This is a genomic window from Microvirga sp. 2YAF29 (assembly GCF_052114605.1).
GTDB lineage: Bacteria > Pseudomonadota > Alphaproteobacteria > Rhizobiales > Beijerinckiaceae > Microvirga.
Genome location: NZ_JBFRFB010000002.1, coordinates 42431 through 62665 on the forward strand (window position 1 = coordinate 42431; position 20235 = coordinate 62665).

Annotated in this window: 18 protein-coding genes; 10 read left to right on the top strand and 8 right to left on the bottom strand. The window is 62.3% G+C overall.

Annotated elements, in window-relative coordinates:
* Positions 1–60: 60 nt before the first annotated feature.
* The gene (locus tag AB4Y85_RS02470; protein ID WP_441983268.1) at positions 61–315 is read left to right on the top strand and encodes a hypothetical protein; all 255 of its coding nucleotides are present in this window, start codon (positions 61–63) and stop codon (positions 313–315) included.
* A 166-nt stretch (positions 316–481) separates the two neighbouring features.
* On the opposite strand, the gene AB4Y85_RS02475 is transcribed toward AB4Y85_RS02470, so the two are convergent.
* Positions 482–940 (bottom strand): GatB/YqeY domain-containing protein, encoded by a 459-nt coding sequence (locus tag AB4Y85_RS02475; protein ID WP_441983269.1) that lies wholly within the window; start codon positions 938–940, stop codon positions 482–484.
* A 143-nt stretch (positions 941–1083) separates the two neighbouring features.
* Here AB4Y85_RS02475 and carA point away from each other — a divergent pair, with 143 nt between their 5' ends.
* The 3 genes from carA (at position 1084) to AB4Y85_RS02490 (ending at position 3623) form a co-directional block, all read left to right on the top strand.
* Positions 1084–2295: a glutamine-hydrolyzing carbamoyl-phosphate synthase small subunit gene (gene carA, locus AB4Y85_RS02480; RefSeq protein WP_441983270.1), complete on the top strand. Its 1212-nt coding sequence runs from the start codon at positions 1084–1086 to the stop codon at positions 2293–2295.
* Between the two features lie 199 nt (positions 2296–2494).
* Complete coding sequence (locus AB4Y85_RS02485; protein ID WP_441983271.1) at positions 2495–2869, top strand: hypothetical protein; 375 nt, start codon at positions 2495–2497, stop codon at positions 2867–2869.
* Between the two features lie 64 nt (positions 2870–2933).
* Positions 2934–3623 (top strand): methyltransferase domain-containing protein, encoded by a 690-nt coding sequence (locus tag AB4Y85_RS02490; RefSeq protein WP_441983272.1) that lies wholly within the window; start codon positions 2934–2936, stop codon positions 3621–3623.
* Here AB4Y85_RS02490 and AB4Y85_RS02495 read toward each other — a convergent pair.
* Positions 3620–4867, bottom strand: a complete 1248-nt coding sequence (locus tag AB4Y85_RS02495) for an MFS transporter (RefSeq protein ID WP_441983273.1) — start codon at positions 4865–4867, stop codon at positions 3620–3622. The two genes, AB4Y85_RS02490 and AB4Y85_RS02495, sit on opposite strands and share 4 nt — an antisense overlap.
* Before the next feature lie 162 nt (positions 4868–5029).
* Positions 5030–5425, bottom strand: coding sequence for a GtrA family protein (locus AB4Y85_RS02500; protein WP_441983274.1), 396 nt, complete (start codon positions 5423–5425; stop codon positions 5030–5032).
* Positions 5426–5625: 200 nt separating this feature from the next.
* Between AB4Y85_RS02500 and carB the strand changes: the two genes are divergently transcribed.
* The 3 genes from carB to AB4Y85_RS02515 all read left to right on the top strand — a co-directional run bounded on the left by carB (position 5626) and on the right by AB4Y85_RS02515 (position 10221).
* Positions 5626–9096 carry a carbamoyl-phosphate synthase large subunit gene (gene carB / locus AB4Y85_RS02505; protein WP_441983275.1) on the top strand — a complete coding sequence of 1157 codons (3471 nt, stop codon included), beginning with the start codon at positions 5626–5628 and terminating at the stop codon, positions 9094–9096.
* 107 nt (positions 9097–9203) lie between these two features.
* Complete coding sequence (gene greA, locus AB4Y85_RS02510; protein ID WP_441983276.1) at positions 9204–9680, top strand: transcription elongation factor GreA; 477 nt, start codon at positions 9204–9206, stop codon at positions 9678–9680.
* A gap of 34 nt (positions 9681–9714) precedes the next feature.
* A complete protein-coding gene (locus AB4Y85_RS02515; RefSeq protein WP_441983277.1) occupies positions 9715–10221 on the top strand; it encodes a twin-arginine translocation signal domain-containing protein in 507 nt (168 codons plus the stop codon).
* A gap of 20 nt (positions 10222–10241) precedes the next feature.
* Here the strand turns inward: AB4Y85_RS02515 and AB4Y85_RS02520 are convergent, their stop codons facing one another.
* The gene (locus AB4Y85_RS02520) at positions 10242–10727 is read right to left on the bottom strand and encodes an Lrp/AsnC family transcriptional regulator (RefSeq protein ID WP_441983278.1); all 486 of its coding nucleotides are present in this window, start codon (positions 10725–10727) and stop codon (positions 10242–10244) included.
* 176 nt (positions 10728–10903) lie between these two features.
* Here AB4Y85_RS02520 and AB4Y85_RS02525 point away from each other — a divergent pair, with 176 nt between their 5' ends.
* From AB4Y85_RS02525 to AB4Y85_RS02535, 3 genes are all read left to right on the top strand, one after another.
* Positions 10904–11917: a mitochondrial fission ELM1 family protein gene (locus tag AB4Y85_RS02525; protein WP_441983279.1), complete on the top strand. Its 1014-nt coding sequence runs from the start codon at positions 10904–10906 to the stop codon at positions 11915–11917.
* Complete coding sequence (trxB, locus tag AB4Y85_RS02530) at positions 11917–12879, top strand: thioredoxin-disulfide reductase (protein ID WP_441983280.1); 963 nt, start codon at positions 11917–11919, stop codon at positions 12877–12879. The genes AB4Y85_RS02525 and trxB overlap by 1 nt, the downstream gene beginning before the upstream one ends.
* A 112-nt stretch (positions 12880–12991) precedes the next feature.
* Positions 12992–13882, top strand: a complete 891-nt coding sequence (locus AB4Y85_RS02535; RefSeq protein ID WP_441983281.1) for a LysR family transcriptional regulator — start codon at positions 12992–12994, stop codon at positions 13880–13882.
* A 310-nt stretch (positions 13883–14192) separates the two neighbouring features.
* Here the strand turns inward: AB4Y85_RS02535 and AB4Y85_RS02540 are convergent, their stop codons facing one another.
* The 4 genes from AB4Y85_RS02540 to AB4Y85_RS02555 all read right to left on the bottom strand — a co-directional run bounded on the left by AB4Y85_RS02540 (position 14193) and on the right by AB4Y85_RS02555 (position 20134).
* Positions 14193–15923 carry an AMP-binding protein gene (locus AB4Y85_RS02540; RefSeq protein ID WP_441983282.1) on the bottom strand — a complete coding sequence of 577 codons (1731 nt, stop codon included), beginning with the start codon at positions 15921–15923 and terminating at the stop codon, positions 14193–14195.
* A 179-nt stretch (positions 15924–16102) separates the two neighbouring features.
* On the bottom strand, positions 16103–18142 hold the full coding sequence (locus tag AB4Y85_RS02545; protein WP_441983283.1) for an elongation factor G: 2040 nt from the start codon (positions 18140–18142) through the stop codon (positions 16103–16105).
* Between the two features lie 171 nt (positions 18143–18313).
* Complete coding sequence (locus AB4Y85_RS02550) at positions 18314–18787, bottom strand: DUF992 domain-containing protein (protein ID WP_441983284.1); 474 nt, start codon at positions 18785–18787, stop codon at positions 18314–18316.
* A gap of 144 nt (positions 18788–18931) precedes the next feature.
* The gene (locus AB4Y85_RS02555) at positions 18932–20134 is read right to left on the bottom strand and encodes a pyridoxal phosphate-dependent aminotransferase (protein WP_441983285.1); all 1203 of its coding nucleotides are present in this window, start codon (positions 20132–20134) and stop codon (positions 18932–18934) included.
* Between the last annotated feature and the right edge of the window lie 101 nt (positions 20135–20235).

The window sequence follows — 20235 nt, forward strand, 5'->3', positions numbered from 1 at the left end:
CCAAGACACATCACGTCCCAAGACAATTCATTGCAGAACGCACCATTGCCGGAGCTTTTCATGAGCCGCGCCGTATCCTCCGAACCCGAATTTCCCGATTGCGACGACACCCTGCGCCGTCTCGCCAACGTGCTGCAGATTCCCCTCACTTGCCGCAGGCAACGCTGCCGTCGCGGAGGCCAATGCGAGGGCGGGTACGGGCCGCCCTGCTATTTCGAGAACCATAGGGATTTCGTGGCGGGTGTCCGCGAGCAGATGCCGGAATACCGGGATTACTGGAGCACCAAGCGGCAGGAAATGCAGGAGGGGCTGTAGCCGTAACGGCTTCGCGTTCCAGCAGCCATCCCGGACGAAGCGCGGCGCAGATCCGAGATAGCAGGCAGAATAAGGCGCCATTCTTCGAACGATCCCGGGTTCCGCTTCGCGGCCCCGGGATGACGTGATCGGACTTGGAGGAGTTTGGAGGAGTGCGGAAAACGCCTCAGCCCTTCGGCAGCATGTCCTTCACGAGGCCACTGGCCTTGGCGAAATCCATGCGACCCGCGTATTTGGCGCGGAGCGCGGCCACGACCTTGCCCATGTCCTTCATGGAGGCGGCGCCCGTCTCGGCGATGGCGGCTTGAATCGCGGCCTTGGTCTCGGCCTCGTCCATCTGCTGGGGCAGGTAGGAGGTGATGACGGCGACCTCGTTCTTCTCCTGATCGGCGAGTTCCTGGCGGCCACCCTGCTCGTACATGGTGATCGATTCCTGGCGCTGCTTCACCATCTTCTGGAGCAGAGCGAGGATTTCCTCGTCGGAGAGCGGCTCCTTGCCGTTGCCTCTCGCCTCGATGTCCTTGTCCTTGAGGGCGGCCTGGATCAGGCGGATCGCGCCAAGCTTGGCCTTCTCGCCGGCCTTCATGGCCTCTTTCATCTCGGCGGTGAATCGTTCGCGCAGCATGCTGATCTCCTTTAAATTAAGGTGCTTGAAACGTTGACGGGACGCGAGCAGCCCCTTAAGTCACGAGGACAGTTCACGGGCGGCCCTGTACGGGCCTGTTCAAGCACGGCCTGTTGGCCTCCGGACTTAAAGAGATCATGACGATGCTGCAAGACAAAGACACCGCCGGGTCCCACTCGGGTGGCTGGGAAGAGCCACGCGCAACGGCCGTTCTCGTGCTCCAGGACGGCACGGTGCTGGAAGGCTTCGGCATCGGCGCTGAAGGCGAGGCCACCGGCGAGGTCTGCTTCAACACGGCGATGACGGGCTACCAGGAAATCCTGACGGACCCTTCCTATGCCGGGCAGATCATCACCTTCACCTTCCCGCATATCGGCAATGTCGGCACCAACGACGAGGATATCGAGAGCGTGAACGCCGCCTCGTCCTCCGGCGTGCGTGGGCTGGTTCTGGCCGCAACCATCACCGAGCCCTCCAACTGGCGAGCCTCGCGCGATCTCGATGCGTGGCTCAAAGCCCGCCAGATCGTGGGCCTGACCGGCATCGATACCCGGGCGCTGACCGCGCTGATCCGCGACAAGGGCATGCCCAACGCAGTGATCGCCCATGACCCCAACGGCAATTTCGACCTCGCGGCCCTCAAGGCCAAGGCCGCTGCCCTCCCCTCCATGGACGGCCTCGACCTCGTGCCACTGGTCACCAGCACCCAGCGCTTCGACTGGAACGAGACCACCTGGGAGCGCGGCGAAGGCTATGGCCATCAGGACGGTGAGCCCAAGCATCACGTGGTCGCCATCGATTACGGCGTGAAGCGCAACATCCTGCGTCTGCTGGTCCGGGCCGGCTGCAAGGTCACGGTGGTTCCGGCCACCGCCTCGGCCGAGGACGTGCTGGCATTGAAGCCCGACGGCGTTTTCCTCTCCAACGGCCCGGGCGATCCGGCGGCGACCGGCGAATATGCCGTGCCGGTGATCCGCAAGGTGCTGGAGGAGAAGATCCCGACCTTCGGCATCTGCCTCGGCCACCAGATGCTGAGCCTGGCCGTCGGTGCCAAGACCAAGAAGATGCATCAGGGCCACCATGGCGCGAACCATCCGGTGAAGGACAAGACCACCGGCAAGGTAGAGATCACCTCCATGAACCACGGCTTCGCGGTGGATCCCGAGACCCTGCCGAAGAACGCGGTGGAGACCCACGTCTCCCTGTTCGACGGCTCCAATTGCGGCATCTCGCTCACCGACCGTCCGGCCTTCTCGGTGCAGTACCACCCGGAGGCCTCCCCCGGCCCGCAGGACAGCCATTACCTTTTCGACCGCTTCGTGAAGCTGATGGACGAGGGCAAGGCCAAGGCCTGATCGGCTGAGCTTCAAGATCATCGCCGTCACTCTCGCCGAGTGGCGGCGCTTTCATTCGGGCAGCTTGGCATTGTGCGTTTTCTCACTTGGCCAACAGCCGCGACAAACGGGGAGATTGCCTCCCGCCCCCAAATCACGTTAACCGGTTCTTAACTATAAAACTTAATGATTTCCGGGCTTTGCTTTGGGGGTTTCTCCGATGGATCTAAAAAACAATTCCGGCGAATTCAGCCGTCTTCACAACCTCTTCACCTTCCACCTCGGCATCGCGGTCATGCTCTCCTGGGCGACGTCGCTCTATGCCGCCTTCTACGCCCCGTGGGTGCGCAACATCCGCCCGCTTCTCGACCCCACCAATGTGGGACAGGTCGAGAGCACGTGGTCGTACCTCTTCATCCTTCCCGTCGTGCTGACGGCAGCCTGGCTGATGTCGATCTTCGGCCAGAAGATCTTCGCGCAATTCCAGCTGATGAAGAACCAAGCCATCGAGTTCGGCGTCGCCGCCATCGTGGCCTTCGGCGTCTTCTACCTCTCCATCGACCGCGCCGTCGCGGCCATGCTGCTGGGCATGTAAGGCGCTGCCTCTGCCGGATACGGGCAGATGACGTCAGCTTAAGCTTGGGCTAAGACTCAGCCCCATGAACTGGCGAGATTACTGGAACCAAGACACGCCGATCTATTCGGGGGAGCGGCACAAGCTTCTCCATTATCGGCTAGTCGCGAACGATATCATCGGCCTGATCCCCTCCCACGACACCGTTGTGCTCGATTACGGGTCGGGCGAGGCCTTGTTCGCGGACAAAGTCGCGGCTAAATGCGCGAGGCTCTACCTGAGCGATGCGGCCCCGCTCGTGCGCGACCGCTTGAACGAGCGTTTCAACAGCAATGACCATATCGTGGTGCTGTCGCCGGAGGATGTTGCGGCCATCGACGACAAGTCCGTCGACCTGATCGTGGTCAACTCGCTTCTGCAATATCTGTCGTTGGATGAACTGCGCGGGCTTCTCAAGCTGTGGAAGTCAAAGCTCAAGAGCCGCGGCCAGCTTGTCGTCGCGGACATCATCCCTCCCGATCTCAGCCCTGTCACTGACGCAAAGGCTCTCATGAGATTCGCGTGGGAGGGGGGCTTCCTGCGATCCGCGATCCTCGGCCTCGCTCGCACGGCCTTCTCGGATTACCGCAAGATCCGTGAGGATATCGGCCTGGCGCAATACAGCGACGAGGAAATGCTCGACATCCTGAGCGAAGCGGGTTTCACGCCTGAGCGAGCCAAGCGCAACCTCGGTCATAACCCGGCGCGGATGACCTTTATCGGAAGCGTCGCTTAAGCAGCCGCCGCACAGACACGCTGCGTGCGCCGGTCGCTGGCAATGGAGAAGCCCAGAACGACGAGGCCTGCAACTGCGAGAATAGCGCCGACCCAGCCTGTCGCCGCAAAGCCGTAACCGGCGCTGATTGCCAGACCGCCAAGCCAGGCGCCGAGCGCATTGGCGATGTTGAAGGCGGAGTGGTTCGAAGCCGCTGCCAGGGTCTGCGCATCAGCCGCCACATCCATGAGACGCGTCTGCAAGGCGGGACCGATGGCCACGCTGGTGCCGACGAGGAAAACGCAGATCGAGAGCGCGTAAGGATTCTCCGCCGTCAGCCAGAATAGCGTCATGACCACGGCACTGCCGATGAGCGTTCCCGCGATCATCGGCATCAGCGCCTTGTCGGCGAGCCAGCCCCCGATGAGATTCCCGACGATCATGCCGGAGCCGAACAGGGCCATCATCACCGGTACGGCGCTATCGGGCATCTGCGCGACCTGGGTCGCCGTCGAGGCGATGTAGGAAAACACGGAGAAGAGGCCACCGAATCCGACGGCGCCGATGGCGAGCGTGAACCAGACCTGCTTACGCTTGAAAGCGCCCAGTTCTCGCATGGGGCTTGCACCCTCTTGAACCTTGTCCTTTGGCAGGAAGATCCAGATGAGGAGGACCGTCAACGCCCCCATGAGACCGACCGCGCCGAAAGCAATGCGCCAGCTCATGATCTGGCCGAAGAAGGTTACAACCGGCGTACCTATGAGAGTCGCGACGGTGAGTCCCAGCATGACCCGCGCCACGGCCTGCGTACGCTTGTTCGGCGGCGCCAGGGACGCGGCGACGAGCGAAGCCACGCCGAAATAGGCGCCATGCGGAAGCCCGGTCAGGAACCGCACAAGCACGAAGGATTCGAAATCCGGCGTAAGGGCGCTGACCACATTGCCGACGGCAAAGATGGCCATAAGCATCAGCAGAAGGGTCTGGCGCGAGAGCTTGGCCGCAAGCACCGCGATGATTGGAGCTCCGACCACGACGCCGAGAGCATAGGCACTGATGGCATAGCCGGCCTGAGGCTCAGTGATGCCGAACTCCTTCGCCATATTGGGAAGGAGCCCCATGATGGCGAATTCGCCGGTTCCGATGCCGAAGCTGCCGACGGCAAGAGCCAGTTCGATCAGGGCAACCGCGAGGCGCGAGCGAGGAGCCTCAACAGCCTCCGCGAACTCCGCAGAAGAGCTCTCGTCAACAACTGCCAAATTGGACATGGACCCCCCGAAATTTTGAAAGGCGGACGCACCTCCGGCGCACGGCTCCAAGGGTCCACGGAAAGTTTATTGCACCGCAACAAGATTCTGAGGAGCCATGAAAATGCAAGCCTGGACTGCATGGGAAGACTGGAGCGCAAAAATTCGCGCCAGCGCCTCCGTTTACGCGAAGGTCCAGGTCTTGTGGGCAATGAAGCTCCACAACATCACCACTCCCGTCGTTATGACCTGAGCCAGAAGATACGGTCCCTCGAGCCACACCGTGAGCGCATGCATGAGGAACCAGGTCAGCAGGAAGCCGACGAAGGCCACCATGGCGAAGCGCCATGTCGCCTCCCGGTGAGGCCGATCGCTCTGATAGGTATGTTTTCGGTTCAGGGCATAAGAGATCAGCCCTCCCGCCACATAACCGGCGAGCGTCGCCGGAACCGGGTGTACGCCTCCGCCTTCCACGAGCAGGATGAGAAGCCCGTAATGGGCCACCGCCGCGGCCAGACCGACCCCGGAGAAGGCGACAAGCTGGCGGACCAAGCGATGAAAGGGAAATGATGCGTTCACAACCCTCTCGTTAGCGTGTCGGCACGTCAAGGTCATCTTGTTTCGTGGGGCACGCTTCCCCCAGCCAGGTTGCCTTTAGGCCTTCCTTTCCCGGCCAAGGCCGTGTAAGAGCCTCCCTCAACCTTAAATCTGACACACACCAGCTGCGCTCGAAGCGCCGCATCATGCGGCCGCGCGGCTGGACACGCCTGGGTGGGCCTATGCCGAAGCGGACAGACATCTCCTCCATTCTCATCGTCGGCGCCGGACCGATCATCATCGGTCAGGCATGCGAGTTCGATTATTCGGGAACGCAAGCCGTGAAGGCCCTGAAGGAGGAAGGCTTCCGCATCGTCCTGGTGAATTCGAACCCGGCGACGATCATGACGGACCCGGATCTCGCGGATGCCACCTATGTGGAGCCGATCACGCCCGAGATCGTCGCCAAGATCATCGAGAAGGAGCGCCCGGACGCGATTCTGCCCACCATGGGCGGCCAGACGGCGCTGAACTGCGCCCTCTCCCTCAAGAAGATGGGCGTGCTCGACAAGTTCAACGTGGAGATGATCGGGGCTACGGCGGAAGCCATCGACAAGGCCGAGGACCGGCAGCTCTTCCGCGAGGCCATGACCAAGATCGGCCTCGATACGCCGAAGTCGCGCCTCGCCAACGCCTCGGCGCTCAAGAAGGCCGACCGGGACGCCTATCTCGCCGAGCTGGCGCGCATGGAAGCCATGGACATGCATCCCGGCGACAAGAAGCGCACCGTCGCCGCCTACAAGCTGAAATGGGATGCCGCCGAGAACGACCGCCGCAAGCGCTACCAGGAGCACGCCCTGGGCGAAGCCCTGATCGCGCTTTCCGAGGTCGGCCTGCCTGCGATCATCCGCCCGTCCTTTACCATGGGCGGCACCGGCGGCGGCATTGCCTATAACCGCGAGGAATTTCTCAGCATCGTGGAAGGCGGCCTCGACGCCTCGCCCACGAACGAAGTGCTGATCGAGGAAAGCGTGCTCGGCTGGAAGGAGTACGAGATGGAGGTCGTCCGCGACAAGGCGGATAACTGCATCATCATCTGCTCCATCGAGAACTTCGATCCGATGGGCGTACATACCGGCGACTCGATCACCGTCGCCCCTGCTTTGACGCTCACCGACAAGGAATACCAGATCATGCGCGACGCCTCGCTGGCGGTGCTGCGCGAGATCGGCGTCGAGACCGGCGGATCGAACGTGCAGTTCGCGATCAACCCGGAAAACGGGCGCATGATCGTGATCGAAATGAACCCGCGCGTGTCGCGCTCGTCCGCCCTGGCCTCCAAGGCCACCGGCTTCCCGATCGCGAAAGTCGCGGCGAAGCTCGCGGTCGGCTACACGCTCGACGAGATCGCAAACGACATTACTGGCGGCGCGACGCCCGCTTCCTTCGAGCCCACCATCGACTATGTGGTCACGAAGATCCCGCGCTTCGCCTTCGAGAAATTCCCCGGCGCCTCGCACACGCTCACCACGGCCATGAAATCCGTGGGCGAAGCCATGGCGATTGGCCGCTCCTTCCCGGAATCGCTGCAGAAGGCCCTGCGGTCGCTGGAGACCGGCCTGACCGGCCTCGACGAGATCGAGATCGAGGGCATGGGCAAGGGCGACGACCGCAATGCCATCAAGGCAGCACTCGGCACACCCACGCCCGACCGTATCCTCAAGGTCGCACAGGCCCTTCGCCTCGGCATCAGCCACGACGAGGTTTATGAGAGCTGCAAGATCGACCGCTGGTTCCTGGAGCAGCTTCAGGACATCGTCGACATGGAAGCAAAGGTGAAGGCGAACGACCTTCCCAAGACGCCCGGCGCCTTCCGCCAGATCAAGGCCCTCGGCTTCTCCGACGCGCGCCTCTCGGTGCTCACCGGCACGACCGAGGCCGAGGTACGCGAAGCACGCCGCGCTCTCGACGTGCGCCCGGTCTTCAAGCGCATCGATACCTGCGCGGCGGAATTCGCCTCGCCGACCCCCTACATGTATTCGACCTACACCGCACCCTTCGCCGGCCAGCTTGCCGACGAAGCCAATCCTTCCGATGCCAAGAAGGTCATCATCCTCGGCGGCGGACCGAACCGGATCGGCCAGGGCATCGAGTTTGATTATTGCTGCTGTCATGCCTGCTTCGCGCTCAAGGATGCGGGCTATGAGACCATCATGATCAACTGCAACCCGGAGACGGTCTCGACCGATTACGACACCTCCGACCGGCTCTATTTCGAGCCGCTGACGCAGGAAGACGTGCTGGAGATCATCGAGACCGAGCGCTCGAAGGGCACGCTCCACGGCGTGATCGTGCAGTTCGGCGGCCAGACGCCGCTGAAGCTCGCCCATGCCCTTGAGGAAGCTGGCGTGCGCATTCTCGGCACCTCGCCGGACGCCATCGACCTCGCGGAAGACCGCGACCGGTTCAAGCGCCTCCTCGACAAGCTGCACCTGAAGCAGCCCAAGAACGGCATCGCCTATTCGGTCGAGCAGGCCCGCCTGATCGCAGCCGATCTCGGCCTGCCCTTCGTGGTGCGCCCATCCTACGTGCTCGGCGGCCGGGCCATGGCGATCATCCGCGACGAGACCCAGTTCGAGGATTACTTGCTCGGCACCCTGCCGACCCTGATCCCCTCTGACGTCAAGGCGCGTTACCCCAACGACAAGACGGGTCAGATCAACACGGTTCTGGGCAAGAACCCTCTCCTCTTCGATCGCTACCTCTCGGACGCCATCGAGGTGGACGTGGATTGCCTCTGTGACGGCAAGGACAGCTTCATCGCCGGCATCATGGAGCATATCGAGGAAGCAGGCATCCACTCGGGCGACTCAGCCTGCTCGCTCCCGCCGCGCTCCCTGTCTGAAGAGACCATCGCCGAGCTGGAGCGCCAGACGAAGGCGCTGGCGCTGGGCCTCGACGTCGGTGGCCTGATGAACGTGCAATACGCCATTAAGGACGGCACGATCTATGTGCTGGAGGTGAACCCGCGCGCCTCGCGGACCGTGCCCTTCGTGGCCAAGGTGATCGGCGAGCCCATCGCCAAGATCGCCGCCCGCGTGATGGCAGGCGAGGAGTTGGCCAAATTCGGCCTCACCCCGAAGGAATTGCCGCATATCGGCGTGAAGGAAGCCGTGTTCCCCTTCGCCCGCTTCCCCGGCGTGGACGTGCTGCTTGGGCCGGAAATGCGCTCCACGGGCGAGGTCATCGGCCTCGACCGCAGCTTCGGCGTAGCCTTTGCCAAGAGCCAGCTCGGCGCCGGCAGCCAGGTGCCGAAGACCGGCACCCTCTTCGTCTCGGTGCGCGACTCGGACAAGGAACGCATCCTGCCGACCGTGCGCATGCTCGAGGAAGTGGGCTTTAGGGTGCAGGCCACGGCCGGAACCCAGAAATTCCTGGTGGAGAACGGCGTGAAGGCGACTCGCATCAACAAGGTGCTGGAAGGCCGCCCGCACGTGGTCGACGCCATCAAGAACGGGGATATCCAGCTGGTCTTCAATACCACCGAAGGGGCGGGCGCCCTCTCGGATTCCCGCAGCCTTCGTCAGGCTGCCCTCTTGCATAAGATACCTTACTACACCACTCTTGCAGGAGCGATTGCTGCAGCCGAAGGCATCAAGGCCTATCTCGGCGGTGATCTCGAGGTTCGGGCGCTTCAGGACTATTTTGCCTGAGGCATTTGGCCTCCACATTGGAACTGCGAAGCTTCATGGAAGTTTTCGTTGACATGCGAGGGCGCTGGAAACAGCGGCCTCGTACCTCTTTTTAGACGAGACAAACGATGGACAAGGTCCCTCTGACGATCAAGGGTTTTGCGGCGCTGGAGGAAGAGCTCAAGCGACGTCAACAGGTTGAACGCCCCCGGATCATCCAGGCGATCGCGGAAGCCCGCGCGCTTGGCGACCTGTCGGAGAACGCGGAATACCATGCAGCCAAAGAAGCCCAGTCCCTCAATGAGGGCCGCGTCCTTGAGCTGGAAAGCCTCATCTCCCGTGCGGAGGTCATCGATATCGCCAAGCTCTCGGGCGACCGGATCAAGTTCGGCGCAATCGTGAAGCTGGTGGACGAGGACACCGAGGAAGAGAAAACTTACCAGATCGTCGGTGAGCCCGAGGCCGACGTACGCTCTGGACTCGTGTCCATCGCGTCCCCCATCGCCCGCGCCCTGATGGGCAAGACCATCGGCGACACGGTGGAGGTTTCGACCCCCGGCGGCGGCAAATCCTACGAAGTCGTCGGCGTTCGTTTCAGCGCCTGATATGATGAGGGGGCAAGTAATGAGAAATCAGACCATGCTCCCTCAATCCCGCCGTTCTTTTCTTCACAAGCTCGCCTGCGCCGGTCTCGCCGGTGCGGGACTGCTTGCGTATGCCCCGGCGCAGGCGCAGGGCTTTCCCCAGGCCTTTTCCGCATTCTCCGTGGATGTGAGCGCCCTGAAGGCCAAGGGCCTCGGGCCTTTTGCCGATCTCGTCGCCCAGGCGGCCCTGGACGAGCTTCACCGTTCCTTTGCGGATCGGGTGGACCCGCGCGGGCCGCGCTTCGTGCTGGTGATCACTGGAATTTTCCTGACGCCCTTCCCTGACGGCGCCGTCGGCTGGCGCCGCGAAGGTGGCGGAGGCGGCGGAAGCGATGGAATGGACGGCGAAGCTCTGGCCGTCGGTCGGAATGGCGAGATCCTCGCCCGCCATCCGCAGCACGCGACCCTTCAGGCGGATAGAAGCATCCGCGACCCGGACGAGCTGGGCCGCGCGGCTGCGATGGCCCGGAACTACGTACTCTGGCTGCGGCGCAGGCTTTGACTGAAGCTTAGTTGTCGGCCTTACTCGGTCGCCTCGGCCACGTCCTCGATGGGGACCAGCGGCTCGTCCTTGATCAGGTCGAGGGTCAGGGCCGTGCGGACGTTGCGGACGTTCGGCAGGGATGTGAGTTCGGAGACGAGTTCCTGGAACGAGGTCAGGTTCGGGGCTACGCATTTCATGATGAAGTCGATATCGCCCGAGAGAATCCAGCATTCGCGGACCATGGGCCAGTCCTTGACCCGCTGCTCGAATTCGCGAAGCTCCTTCTTGCCCTGAACATCGAGCTGGACCATGGCGAAGCAGACGATCTCGAAGCCCAGGCCCTTCGGGTCAAGGATCGCACGATAGGCCTTGATGATGCCGGCGCTCTCGAGCGCACGCACCCGGCGCAGGCATGGTGGTGCCGACAGGCCGACGCGACGGGCCAGCTCCACATTCGTGATGCTGCCGTCGGCTTGCAGTTCCCTCAGAATGGCCCAGTCGATGGAATCAAGGCGTCCGCGCACGGTAACTCCAGGAAGACATGACCCAAACGGCGGGTAAAAACCCTTTTGCGCCTGGATCATGAAACATTGGTCAAAAAGCTCGTCTTGGCTGAGTAGACCGTGTAGAGGGTCTGCACAAGAAGGGCAGACGATTAAGTCGCAATGAACTTCATGAACTCCACAGGCTCATTGATCGAATGTTGCGCGATTTGACCGGCCCGACCTCTTGGGTGCTGACCGACGGCAAGGCCGGAGACGAGCTTCAGGCCCTGAGCGTCGCCGAGGCCCTCGGGCTGGAACCGGAGATCCGCCGCGTTGCTCCCAAAGCGCCTTTCGTATGGGCCATGCCCTGGGGGCCCATCGACCCGCGCGAGCGTCCCGGTGCGCCGAACAGTCCACTCGCCCCGCCTTTTCCCGATATCCTGATTGCCTCCGGCCGCCGGGCCGTTCCTTATCTGCGCTTCGTGAAGAAGGCTTCTGGCGGCAGGACCTATACGGTTTTCCTGAAGGATCCCCGCACGAGACCCAAGGTCGCCGACTTCATCTGGTCCCCTGATTATGACCGCGTGCGCGGCGGAAACGTCCTCACCACCCTTACCCCGCCTCATCGCGTCTCGGCACGGAAGATTGCCGAGGCCCGTGCCCATCCGGATCCCAGGCTGGCCCACCTGCCCCATCCCCGCGTTGCGGTTCTCGTGGGCGGCGATAGCCGACATCATCGCTTCCAGGACAGCGACATCGCGCGCCTCGTCGCGCACCTGACCACTTTGGCCGAAACCGGCGCTGGCCTGATGATGACCGCCTCGCGGCGCACACCGCCTGCCTTGCGGACGGCCCTAGCTGCATTGGCGAAGAAGCATGACGGCTTCTTCTGGGCGGGTGGAAGCGAGAATCCCTATGTCTCCCTGCTGAGCCTCGCCGATTTCATCGTGGCGACCGCCGATTCCTTCAACATGATCGGCGAGGCCGCCGCCACGGGACGGCCGATCCTGGTCTTCGAGCCCTCCGGCGGACACCCGAAACTCACTGTTTACATGGATCGCCTGAAGGCCCATGGAGTTGTGCATGCCTTCGAGGGCAGACTTGAAGGACAAGCCTACCAGCCCTTAAATTCAACACCTCAGATTGCGGATGCCATCGCGCGGGGCTTCAGCCTTCATCGCCGCGCCCTCGGTTTGCCGGACATCGCCTTTTCACTGGAGACCTCCTGATGGCCCATTCTCACTCCAAGCTCATCATCATCGGCTCGGGCCCGGCAGGTTATACGGCGGCGATCTATGCGGCGCGCGCGCTCCTCGAACCCGTGATGATCTCCGGCTTCCAGCCGGGCGGCCAGCTCATGATCACTACCGACGTGGAGAATTATCCGGGCTTCGCCGAGGTGATCCAGGGTCCCTGGCTCATGGAGCAGATGCGCCTCCAGGCCGAGCATGTGGGCACCAAGATGATCTCGGACCACATCACCAAGGTGGACCTGAAGCAGCGCCCCTTCCGCCTCGAGGGCGATTCCGGCGACGTCTATACCTGCGACTCCCTCATCGTCGCGACGGGTGCCCAGGCCAAGTGGCTGGGCCTACCCTCCGAGGGCCTGTTCCAGGGCTTCGGCGTTTCGGCCTGCGCCACTTGCGACGGCTTCTTCTACCGCAACAAGGAAGTTGTGGTGGTGGGCGGCGGCAACACCGCCGTCGAGGAGGCGCTCTATCTCGCCAACCTCGCTTCGAAGGTCACCCTGGTTCACCGCCGTGATTCCCTGCGAGCTGAGCGCATCCTCCAGGACCGCCTGTTCAAGCATCCCAAGATCGAGGTGCTCTGGAACCATGCGGTCGAGGAGATCTGCGGTACCGAAAACCCCTCCTCCGTCACCCATCTTCGCCTGAAGAACATCAATTCCGGCGAAATCTCCGACTTCAAGACGCACGGCGTCTTCATCGCCATTGGCCACAAGCCCGCGACGGAGCTGTTCGCGGGCCAGCTCGACATGAAGCCGGGCGGTTATCTTCAGGTGAGCCCGGGCTCTACGAGCACCAATATCCCGGGTGTCTTCGCCGCCGGCGACGTGACGGATGACATCTACCGCCAGGCCGTGACTTCGGCAGGCATGGGATGCATGGCCGCTCTTGACGCCGAACGCTATCTGGCGGCCCTGGAGGTCACTCAGGAAGCCGCCGAATAGGTTTATTAACAACTGGTTAGTGCTGCGCTCGGATTCCTGTTGCGTCAGGCGGCTGCCTCATTGGAAATAAGGTGCCCCGCGTCATGTGCATGCGAGGCATGAGGGAAGCGCCGTGGACTGGGACAAAATCCGGATTTTCTACACCGTCGCGGAAGCGGGCAGCTTCACGCGGGCCGGCGATGATCTGGGCCTCAGCCAGTCGGCGGTGAGCCGCCAGATCAGCGCGCTCGAACGCGAGCTGAAGGCCCCCCTCTTCCACCGCCATGCCCGTGGGCTCATTCTCACCGAGCAGGGCGATCTGCTGTTCCGCGCCGCCCGCGACATGCGCATGCGCCTCGAGACCACCAAGGCGCGTCTCGTGGAGACGAGCGAGCGCCCCTCAGGCGAGCTGAAGGTGACGACCACGGTCGGCCTAGGCTCCATCTGGCTGGCCCAGCGCGTCGCCGAGTTCCTCGATCTCTATCCGGATGTGCGGGTCGAACTGATCCTCTCCAACGAGGAACTCGATCTCGCCATGCGCGAGGCCGATGTAGCGATCCGCCTGCGTCGCCCGGCCCAGCCTGACCTGATCCAGCGGCGCCTCTTCACGGTGCATTTCCACGTCTATGCATCGCTCGATTACATCAAGCGCTTCGGCGAACCGAAGACGCTGGAAGATCTGGACGAGCACCGCATCATCTCATTCGGCGGCGACCAGCCCTCCTACCTGATGTCCGTGCACTGGCTCGCGACAGCCGGGCGCGAGGGCAAGGAGCCGCGCCAATATCATTACGTGGTCAACAACATTACCGCCTTGAAGATCGCGGTGGAAACGGGAGCCGGCATTGCCGTGTTGCCTGATTACGCAGCGGTGGGCAATCCGAACCTCGTCCAGATCCTGCGGGACGTGGAGATGCCGTCGCTCGACAGCTACCTCGTTTATGCAGAGGAAATGCGCTCGGTCGCCCGTGTTCAAGCATTCCGCGACTTCCTGATTTCCAAGGCCCAGCGCTGGACGTTCTAACGCATCGTGAGCAAAAACAAGGCTGATGTTCTAAGGTAAGAATCGCCCCTACTTGTGCAAGCTTGACCGGAATATGACCGTCCGCAGCTTAAGCCATGCACACAGCGCAGCCCTTTCATGAGGCATATTGCATTGCAAATAAGCGGTGAGCAGTCGATATGAGCCTTGGCTGATTTCACGCGGCATCGCTTTCTTCCTCCCGGCGACGCCGTGTCGGCCGTTCCCTCTGGAAGGTTTTGACTTTTTTGTCGGACCTCTACTTTATGCCGGGCCCTTGGCCCGGCTTTTTTTTGCCCTGAAACACGGCGCGCTATATAGAGCCGGTCCGGCTCACCTCTTCCTTGAGCATGCGGCGCAGGATCTTGCCGACATTGGTCTTCGGCAGGAATTCCCTGAACTCAACACGACGCGGGACCTTGTAGCCGGTCATGTTCTCGCGGCAGAAGTGGCGAAGGTCTTCGGCCGTCAGCGACGGGTCCTTGCGGACCACATAGGCCACGACCGCCTCCCCTGATTGCTCATCCGGCAAGCCGATGACGGCGGCCTCCATAACGCCGGGATGCCGGGCGATGACGTCTTCGACTTCATTCGGATAGACATTGAAGCCTGAAACCAGGATCATGTCCTTCATCCGGTCCACGATCTTGATCTGACCATCCGGCAGGATGGTGCCGACATCGCCCGTGCGGAAATAGCCATCCGGCGTCATGACCTTGGCGGTCTCCTCCGGGTTCTCCCAGTAACCGGCCATCACCTGCGGACCCTTGACGCAAATCTCGCCGCGCTCGCCGGGCGGCATGGTGGCGCCGTCCGTCGAGCGGATGGCGACATCGGTGGATGGCAGCGGATAACCGATGGTACCGGTGAACTCCTCGATGTCGAGCCGGTTGGCGCAGACGACGGGCGAGGTTTCGGACAAGCCGTAACCCTCGACGATGGGATGTCCGGAGACTTCCTTCCACTTGCGCGCCACCGTTTCCTGGGTCGCCATGCCGCCTGCGACAGCAAAGACGAGCTGCGAGAAATCGACGTCCTTGATACCTTCCGCATGAGCCAGCGCATTGTAGAGCGTGTTGACGCCGGCCATGAGCGTGAAGTGGCTCTTTTTGAGAATCTTCACGAAGCCTGGGATGTCGCGCGGGTTGGCGATGAGAAGCTGGCATCCGCCGATCTTCGTCATGAAAAGCGCGCAGACCGTCAGCGCGAAGATGTGGTAGAGCGGCAACGCGGTGACCATCGTGTGATCATCACGCTCGCCGAAGAACGGCCGCATCCAGGCCTCGCATTGCAGCACGTTGGCCGTCACGTTGCGATGGAGCAGGACGGCGCCCTTGGAAATGCCGGTCGTTCCGCCCGTATATTGCAGGAACGCGACGTCGTCAGGCGAAACGTCCACAGGAAGCGGCTTCTTCGTGAGCCCCTGTTTGTGGATGCTGGCGAACGAGAGCGCGCCCGGAATGTCGTACGGCTTGACCGCCTTCTTCACATAACGCGACACTAGATTGACGACCTGCCCTTTGAGACCGAGCAGATCACCGGGCTTCACGATGATGACCTTGGTCAGCGTGACATTCGCCATCGCCTCCTGCACGGTCTCGGCGAAATTCTCCAGGACGAAGAGCGTCTGGACGCGCGCATTCACCAATTGATGCCGCAGCTCGCGGGCTGTGTAGAGCGGATTGATGTTGATGACGACGCCGCCCGCCAGCAGCACGCCGAACATGAGCGCCGGATAGGCCATCACGTTCGGCAGCATGATCGCGACGCGATCACCCTTCTTCAATCCCTGGCTCTGCAGCCACGAGGCCACGGCTTCAGCGCTGCGATTGAGCTCGGCATAGGTCATCTTGCTGCCGAAGCTCTCGACGGCGGCACGGTTCGCGTATTCGACGACAGCGGCCCTGTAGATGTCGACGACGGTGCCGATGTGGCTCTCGTCGATGGTCTGCGGCACATTCGACGGATAGGATTTCAGCCAAGGGCGGGTTGAGGCGGTTCCAGCGGCATCGTTGAGGCTGGGCGCTGATGTCGTGGCGTTCATCGTTCTTCCTCCCGCCTGTGAGCGAGGCGTGTCCCTGATGGAGATGATATCTCCTTAAGGCAAAGATTGGCGCGGATACCCCCCTTTGTCGATGGGCCGAAGGAACGAGAAACGGCCGGCTTTGCGAGAGCCGGCCGTTCCAAAGGGTGTTTCAAGGTCAAAACCTGCCGATCAAAGCCCTAATGAGCCTTGTGGAGCACTATTTCAGCCGGCTTGCCGCTCAGTTCGGACAGATGGTCGAAATGCGTGGAGAACGTGCCGACACCGGCCGTCACGGACCGCAATTCGATGATGAGGTCGCCGATTTCCGCTTCCGGAATCGTTGCGCTGATTATGTCCCATCCGGTCCAGCCCGGCCTGCTGTCGTAGCCGAGGATCTGCCCGCGCCTTGCCGTGACGAGGCCGGTCGCCTTGGACAGGGCCTCCGTGGGGATCGCGATCTCGGCGGCGAGCACGGGTTCGAGAAGTACGGGCTTTGCTTTCGGCAGCGCTTCGGCCAGGGCGAGCTTGGCCGCTGCCTGGAATGCGGCATCGGATGAATCCACCGTGTGGTAGGAGCCATCCGTGAGCGTCACGGCGATATCCACCAGCGGGAAGCCGAGCGGACCGCTTTTCAGCGCATCGCGCACCCCCGTCTCCACCGATGGAATATACTGGCGCGGCACCACGCCGCCCGTAATCCTGTCCTCGAACAGGAAGCCTTCACCCTTCGGCAGCGGCCTGATTTCGAGCATCACATCGCCATACTGGCCATGGCCGCCGGTCTGCTTGCGATGCCTGCCGCGCGCCGATGCGGGACCGCGGATCGTTTCACAATAAGCCACGCGCGGCTTCATCATTTCCACGCCAACCTGAAATCGCGCCGCGAGCTTCTCGACCGCGACGCGCAGATGCATCTCGCCCTGCCCGAGCAGCCTGATCTCGCCCATGTCGGGACGGGTTTCGACGATGAGCGAAGGATCCTCCTCCGTGATTTTCGTCAGCGCACTGGAAAGGCGCACATCGTCCTTGCGATCCTTCACCTTGATCGCAAGCATGTAAACCGGTTCGGGCGGTGCGGGGGATACGATGGCGTCCGGCCGCGTCTTTCCGGATGAGAAGCTGTCGCCTGTCGCGATACCTTCCAAGCGTCCGAAGCCCACAGTGTCGCCGGCTTTCGCCTCCTGCACACGCGCGGTGCTGGTGCCGACAATCGTCACAAGGCTGCCGATGCGTGCCTCCGTGCCGCGCGATGCCAGGACCGTGTCGCCCTCATGTAACTCCCCGCGCAGAATGCGGGCGAGCGAGAGCTTGCCGCCCTGCCCCATATGCTGGGTTTTCATGACCTGCGCGAGAGGAGGCCCATCCTCGGACAGACCAAGACGAGTGCGGGTTTCCTCCAATCCAGGCGCCTCGTGGCGCAGGGCCTTGAGAAGACGCGTCACGCCGTTTCCGCGCTCCGCGGAGCCGATGAGGGCAGGCACCACATGCCGCTCCTTCAACTCGCGAGAGAGATCGTCGAACACACGGTCACGCGGGGGCTCGATCTCGGAAATCAGTTCTTCCATCAACGCATCGTCGTAATCGGCGAGACGTTCAAGCATGGCATAGCGTGCTTCGCGCTCGCGGGAATCCTCGCCATCGGGCATCTCCACGATCTCGCTCGGCGCGTGTTCGCGATAGATGAAGGCCCGCTCCAACGCGAGGTCGATGAATCCTCTGACGATGCCGTCCTTCCATAGCGGGATCTGGCGCAGGAGCAACGGCGTGCGTGAGGCCTGCTGCAGCAATGCCAGCGTTTCGCGCACGCGCTGCGTGGCCACGTCGATCTTGTTGATGAACAGGAAGCGCGGAATGTCGGCTTCCTCGAGCTCACGAAGGATCACTTCGAGAGCAGGCACCTTGCGCTCGTCCGCCTCGCACACGACGATCGCGGCGTCGCAGACCGGCGTGACATTGCGCATTTCGTGCAGAAATTCCATGGAGCCGGGGCAATCGACGAAGGTCATCGTCTCACCCATGAAATCGACTGTCGCGACATTGGGCTCGATGCTCATGCCATGCGCGCGAGCCTGGGCGCTTGCATCACCGACGCTGTCGCCATTGGCAACGCGGCCCGCGCGGGAGATCGCGCCTGTCCGCTCAAGGATCGCTTCGAGCAGAGTGGTCTTGCCGCTCTGGAATGGGCCGACGATGGCAACGCATCGCGGGCCCGCAGCTTGTCTGCCGTTGGGTGCCATGAAAAGTCTCCTTCCCTTGCCCCCAATGATCTACGCCCTGTGCGTTAAGGCGTCTGGCAGTCTCTTTTCAAGAATGCTCTGCTCATTGAGCAGCCTTGGCAAGGTGTCTTTTGTGCAAGCAAAACGGCCAAGCTTTCGCCTGGCCGTCGAAAATTTTCCGGTCTCGAAGGATTACCGCGCTGCACGCAACTCGAAGTCGCTGACGCCGAGAGCGAAATTCAACCCGGTCTGGCCGCCGACCGAAAGCGGTTGCAGAGCGACGGACCTGTTGGAGCCGCCGACCAGCACATTCGCTCCCAGGCCCGCGCCGACACTCGCTTCGGCTGTGGCACCGACATAGCTGCCGGCCAAGGAGCCAGGCGCAAGGCTGCCTCCTGAGAAGACTGCCCAGGCGAGAACGCCCCGCCCCGTCACGCCCACATCGAGCCCGAAACGGCGGATCACGCCGACATAGCGTTCGTTGCGGCCTCGGCGGGGATCGAAGGTGCAGGCTGTCGTCTTCTGCGATGTCACGATAAGCCCGATGCCGCCCGACACGTTGCAGGTCAGAACGCCCAAGCGGGTACGGCTCTGGGCTTGCGCCTCGTGGAAACCGGACGATGCGATGAGGGCAAGGATGGCGGCGGGAAGAGCGGCGCGAAGCATGGTTGAACTCCTAAGCTCTATGAAGCTTAGCGAGCAACCGGCAGACAGGAATGTCGTTCCATCGTTAGGCCGACACTCCTGCAGCAATATAGGATTGCCTCGGGAGTTAAGCTGTAATCCCGAGGCGGTAGAGATTGGTGGAGGTTAGCGCAGCGAACCGCAGAAACGCTGAATGCGGTTGCAAGCATCTTCCAGCAGCGTGTTCGACGTAGCGTAGGAGATGCGGAAGTTCGGGCCGAGGCCGAAGGACGAACCGTGCACCGCAGCGACGCCCTCGGCTTCCAGAAGCTCGGCGACGAAGTCCTCATCCGTCTCGATGACCTTGCCCGAAGGCGCGGTCTTGCCGATGGCCTCGGCGCAGGACGGATAGACGTAGAAGGCACCTTCCGGCATCGGGCACTTCAGATACTTCGACTGATTCAGCATGGATACCACGAGGTCGCGGCGCCCCTCGAAAGCCTTCTTGAAGACCTTGAGGTGATCCTGCGGACCGTCGAGGGCTTCCACGGCCGCCCATTGCGAGATCGCGCTCGTGCCGGAGGTCTGCTGGCCCTGCACGAAGTCCATGGCCTTGATCAGCTGTTCGGGACCGCCCGCGTAGCCGATACGCCAGCCGGTCATGGCATAGGATTTCGAGACGCCATTCATGGTGAGCGTACGCTCATAGAGGCGGGGCTCGACCTGGGCCGGCGTGACGAACTCAAAATCGCCGTAGGTCAGGTGCTCGTACATGTCGTCCGTGAGCACCCAAACATGCGGATGGCGCATCAGCACATCGGTGATCGCCTTCATCTCCGTGTAGGAATAGGCGGCGCCGGTCGGGTTCGAGGGCGAGTTGAGGATGATCCACTTGGTCTTGGGCGTAATCGCGCGATCGAGATCGCCCGCCTGGAGCTTGAAGTTGTGCTCCATCGTGCAATCGACGAATACCGGCTTGCCGCCGCAGAGCACCACCATTTCCGGATAAGACACCCAGTAGGGAGCAGGCACAATGACCTCGTCGCCCGGGTTCAGGGTGGCGAGCAGCGCGTTGTAGATCACGTGCTTGCCGCCGGTGGACACGATGGTCTGCGAGGGCTTGTAGTCCAGGCCATTCTCGCGCTTGAACTTGCGGGAAATGGCCTCGCGCAGCGGCACGATGCCGGAGACAGGCGTGTACTTCGTCTCGCCGCGGCGGATGGCGGCGATGGCCGCTTCCTTGATGTTGTCGGGCGTGTCGAAATCTGGCTCGCCGACGGACAGGCTGATTACGTCCCGACCCTGGGCTTTGAGATCCCGCGCTTTCTGCGTGATGACGATGGTTGCAGACGGCTTGATGCGCGAGAGGGCGTCAGACAAAAAGCCCATGGGAATCCTCCGATTGGGGCGGTAAGAAGGGAGCGTGACGGGGGCGGACCCTAATCCGCTCAAGCTGTCCAAGCAAGCAAAACAGCCCCGTTGAAGGGGTT

What these genes read in the sequence shown, in the direction of transcription:
- AB4Y85_RS02470 (WP_441983268.1), top strand. Translation starts at nt 61, where the DNA reads ATGAGCCGCGCCGTATCCTCCGAACCCGAATTTCCCGATTGCGACGAC.
- AB4Y85_RS02475 (WP_441983269.1), bottom strand. Translation starts at nt 940, where the DNA reads ATGCTGCGCGAACGATTCACCGCCGAGATGAAAGAGGCCATGAAGGCC.
- carA (WP_441983270.1), top strand. Translation starts at nt 1,084, where the DNA reads ATGCTGCAAGACAAAGACACCGCCGGGTCCCACTCGGGTGGCTGGGAA.
- AB4Y85_RS02485 (WP_441983271.1), top strand. Translation starts at nt 2,495, where the DNA reads ATGGATCTAAAAAACAATTCCGGCGAATTCAGCCGTCTTCACAACCTC.
- AB4Y85_RS02490 (WP_441983272.1), top strand. Translation starts at nt 2,934, where the DNA reads ATGAACTGGCGAGATTACTGGAACCAAGACACGCCGATCTATTCGGGG.
- AB4Y85_RS02495 (WP_441983273.1), bottom strand. Translation starts at nt 4,867, where the DNA reads ATGTCCAATTTGGCAGTTGTTGACGAGAGCTCTTCTGCGGAGTTCGCG.
- carB (WP_441983275.1), top strand. Translation starts at nt 5,626, where the DNA reads ATGCCGAAGCGGACAGACATCTCCTCCATTCTCATCGTCGGCGCCGGA.
- greA (WP_441983276.1), top strand. Translation starts at nt 9,204, where the DNA reads ATGGACAAGGTCCCTCTGACGATCAAGGGTTTTGCGGCGCTGGAGGAA.
- AB4Y85_RS02515 (WP_441983277.1), top strand. Translation starts at nt 9,715, where the DNA reads ATGCTCCCTCAATCCCGCCGTTCTTTTCTTCACAAGCTCGCCTGCGCC.
- AB4Y85_RS02525 (WP_441983279.1), top strand. Translation starts at nt 10,904, where the DNA reads ATGTTGCGCGATTTGACCGGCCCGACCTCTTGGGTGCTGACCGACGGC.
- trxB (WP_441983280.1), top strand. Translation starts at nt 11,917, where the DNA reads ATGGCCCATTCTCACTCCAAGCTCATCATCATCGGCTCGGGCCCGGCA.
- AB4Y85_RS02540 (WP_441983282.1), bottom strand. Translation starts at nt 15,923, where the DNA reads ATGAACGCCACGACATCAGCGCCCAGCCTCAACGATGCCGCTGGAACC.
- AB4Y85_RS02545 (WP_441983283.1), bottom strand. Translation starts at nt 18,142, where the DNA reads ATGGCACCCAACGGCAGACAAGCTGCGGGCCCGCGATGCGTTGCCATC.
- AB4Y85_RS02550 (WP_441983284.1), bottom strand. Translation starts at nt 18,787, where the DNA reads ATGCTTCGCGCCGCTCTTCCCGCCGCCATCCTTGCCCTCATCGCATCG.
- AB4Y85_RS02555 (WP_441983285.1), bottom strand. Translation starts at nt 20,134, where the DNA reads ATGGGCTTTTTGTCTGACGCCCTCTCGCGCATCAAGCCGTCTGCAACC.